This window comes from Paenibacillus tundrae (genome assembly GCF_030812775.1).
In the GTDB taxonomy this organism is placed as follows: domain Bacteria; phylum Bacillota; class Bacilli; order Paenibacillales; family Paenibacillaceae; genus Paenibacillus; species Paenibacillus tundrae_A.
Map to the genome: position 1 here is coordinate 1 of NZ_JAUSTI010000035.1, position 3,158 is coordinate 3,158.

Annotated in this window: 4 protein-coding genes; all 4 read right to left on the reverse strand. The window is 38.7% G+C overall.

The window, feature by feature from the left end; genetic code table 11:
• Positions 1-200: 200 nt before the first annotated feature.
• The gene (locus J2T19_RS28085) at positions 201-539 is read right to left on the reverse strand and encodes a hypothetical protein (RefSeq protein ID WP_145046554.1); all 339 of its coding nucleotides are present in this window, start codon (positions 537-539) and stop codon (positions 201-203) included.
• A 26-nt stretch (positions 540-565) separates the two neighbouring features.
• Positions 566-1,546, reverse strand: a complete 981-nt coding sequence (locus J2T19_RS28090) for an RHS repeat-associated core domain-containing protein (RefSeq protein ID WP_307221752.1) — start codon at positions 1,544-1,546, stop codon at positions 566-568.
• A gap of 271 nt (positions 1,547-1,817) precedes the next feature.
• Positions 1,818-2,414: a CbrC family protein gene (locus J2T19_RS28095; protein WP_307221753.1), complete on the reverse strand. Its 597-nt coding sequence runs from the start codon at positions 2,412-2,414 to the stop codon at positions 1,818-1,820.
• Between the two features lie 18 nt (positions 2,415-2,432).
• Positions 2,433-3,158, reverse strand: a 726-nt coding sequence (locus J2T19_RS28100) for an RHS repeat-associated core domain-containing protein (RefSeq protein ID WP_307221755.1), incomplete at its 5' end; no start/stop codon positions are given.

The following is a 3,158-nucleotide window of genomic DNA, read 5'->3' on the forward strand; positions in this document are numbered from 1 at the left end:
GTGATCTTCCGATCCATAACAACCGATCGTATTCCCACTTCGGTCATACGTATATCGGTTGTCGAGCAATATCGTACCATCCGCTGCACGGGTGTAGAGCCGCGATACTTGGCCTTCTGGCGCGTATTCATGCTATTTACACACAAAAAAGCCTTGATTAAAGTCTAATCAAGGCTCAAACTCTATTGATAACTCAATCGTTATAGAGGTTCAAATAACTCTTTATAAATATTATTTATAAAGCCTTTTTTGTCTACTATATCATCACACGGTGAAGACATTTGAAATAGTTCCTCTATCTCTCTTTCATTTTGATTAATACACAATTCTAATACACATTTTAATCTCTTACGCCCGCAATCATCATACTCAGTTTTTACTCGTGAAACAATCAACTTTCTTATGATTTCTAGCTGATCTTCCTTTAAATTAAAGTCATAGTCCTCTATTTGATCATAATCTTCTTTAGTCATATATTCCGTATGAATATATCTTAGCAAATTCAGTAAATCGATAGGCTTTGGTGAATTTCCCTGCACTTAAAGTGATCTCCTTATAATTTTTATTATCTACCCCAAATTGGAAATGCAGTGACAGGTTGAAGAGTGTTAATGTTATAAAACACTTGTCCTGTTTTTGATACTCCGTAAGCTAACGTACCACGCTGATAACCTTCTCCAATATCATATTTAAAGGTAATGGGTCTTGTTGCAAGATCTAATCTCGATGCAAGATCTAAATCACTATTCCTTTCAAATATTGTTTGTGACCGCTCTATTATTGTCAATTGATCTCTATGCGTAAAAAACCTTGTTGCCGCAGAAGGTAACACTACTCTTCCTCGCCGTGTTTCGATTACACCCGTGGTTGGGTTTATTCCCTGGCCCGCTCGATTGAATTGAGCTTGCAATGTCATTTGGGCTCCATGCCTCTCAACAAAATGTGATCTTGGCATAGAATTCTCCATTTGAAGCAAAATACGATAGGCATTTTCCTCTGCGAGTATATTCATCCTTGCAGTACGCTCACTTGGCGATAAATCATTGTACTTATCTCTTAAGATTTCGCCAGGTGATTTATAAACATTTCCCTTATCCTGACACATATACCCACTCGGGTCTACATATCGGATCGGGTTGTTGGCAACATACGCATACAGGTTCAGACCGTCTCCACGGTACGTGTCTTCCTGTGTGAATCTAGCAATCTGCGGATTATAGAATCTCGCACGCAGATAGTAATGTCCTGTCAGCGCGTCCTGCATTTCTCCCGCATATCGGAACGGATTTCCCCGTTGCTCTCTTGCAGACAACTTGTTCCCGAAGGCATCATACATATACGCATTCAGGATCTGGCCCTGTTGTCCCGTGAGATGGGTCACGTCACCGTGGATATTATTCACATAATAAGCCATATGCCCCTGATCGTCCAGTTGTGTCAGCCATTCGTGACCACGGATATAGGATGCTTGCACCCGTTCGGTTTCGTCCAACTCGTTGACAACATGCCAGCCGTCATGGACGAAATGGCGTATATTATTGTCCATTTTGCTCCAAACATGTGGTGCAGTTAAACACTATAAGTTTAACTAGCCGCTATCGAATTCAGCATATTTTAAATATGCTGCGGATGTAGATAGAATTTCATCCATAGAGTTAATAATAAAAAAGCCTTGGTTCATAACCAAGGCAAAATGGTTTCTATAGAAGTATCTATTCACTCCACGATAAGTGATATATTTCCTCAAAGAAAGTTTCACATTTAACAAGATGTGTATGAGAATTTTATCAGTAAGTTATACCTCAAACATGTAAGAATCAAGTATTATCTAGATGTATTCTGTACTTCCCTTTTTTCGATAAGGATTCAAACAAATACAACCCTACATCCTCAGAGATTGAATCTCTATTAAAACCATAATTTTCATTTAGTTCATTTAATGCCTCGCTTAACGATAATAATTTATCTTCTATTTCTTCTATTGACAGGTACTTCACAAAAGCAAGAGGGAAGTTGTTTTCTGTTAACCAGTAAGACTCCTGCCAAGATACATATCCAGGGGTTCTAAATAATAATTCTTCAATTGCAGGTTCTTCTAATAAGGAGACTTCATCATAACCAAGAAAATATAAAAACTTATTTGTAGATTCATCATAAGAAACCGATAGAGAAGACCCTCTGTATTCTATTCCCCCTTGAAAAGAACCATTAAAATTTTTCGAAGCCTTCCCATTATGGATGCAAACCGGGCAAATTCCATTCAAATCTTCGATACTATAAAATGGACCGTAATACATATAATCACTAGTATTTTTGCAAACAGAGCAGTTCTTCTTTTCATGATTGACTTCAAAAATACCATTTGTGTATGCATGAGGTTGAAATCTAAAAAATGGTGTTTGCTCTAAAGTCATGTTGCATTCTCCTAATCGTTATTTTCGTTTGAACCCATAAAACCCATGATAATTGACTTCTAAAATTTCTGCATGCGTACGAGGAGCGACAATTAACAAGTTATCCAAATCAAATACTGCTCCTCCTTTACTAATAGGAGTTTTGTGGTGAATATTATACACCATTTGAGGCCAAGCAGTTCCTGTTTGCTGAGTTTTATCCGCAAATGGTGCATTTCCGCCCTTCATCCTGGAGGAATTTGCCTTGTGATATGAAGAAAATTCTTCAGCATACTTAGAATTAGATACTGCTTTCCAGAAAGATTTTTGGAAATCACTAAAGTTTTTGTAGGTCTTTCCTTGAAGTTGAACAGCAATATCACTTGGTATTCTACCAACATTACCATGCGTTCCAATAAGAATATTCTGATAATCTTTTGTACTGTATCCACCAGTAACTGTCCCTGTAGAATTCCTACGTTGTGTAGCAGTTTGAGGCTTGGGTAACGCTCCCCAAACATCACCTTTAACCTCACACATATACCCACTCGGGTCTACATATCGGATGGGGTTGTTGGCAACATACGCATACAAGTTCAGGCCGTCTCCACGGTACGTGTCTTCCTGTGTGAATCTAGCAATCTGCGGATTATAGAACCTCGCACGCAGATAGTAATGTCCTGTCAGCGCGTCCTGCATTTCTCCCGCATATCGGAACGGATTTCCCCGTTGCTCTCTTGCAGACAACATATTCCCGAAGGCATC

Excerpts from the sequence above, each read along its gene's own strand:
- J2T19_RS28090 (WP_307221752.1), bottom strand. The coding sequence starts at position 1,546 with ATGGACAATAATATACGCCATTTCGTCCATGACGGCTGGCATGTTGTC.
- J2T19_RS28095 (WP_307221753.1), bottom strand. The coding sequence starts at position 2,414 with ATGACTTTAGAGCAAACACCATTTTTTAGATTTCAACCTCATGCATAC.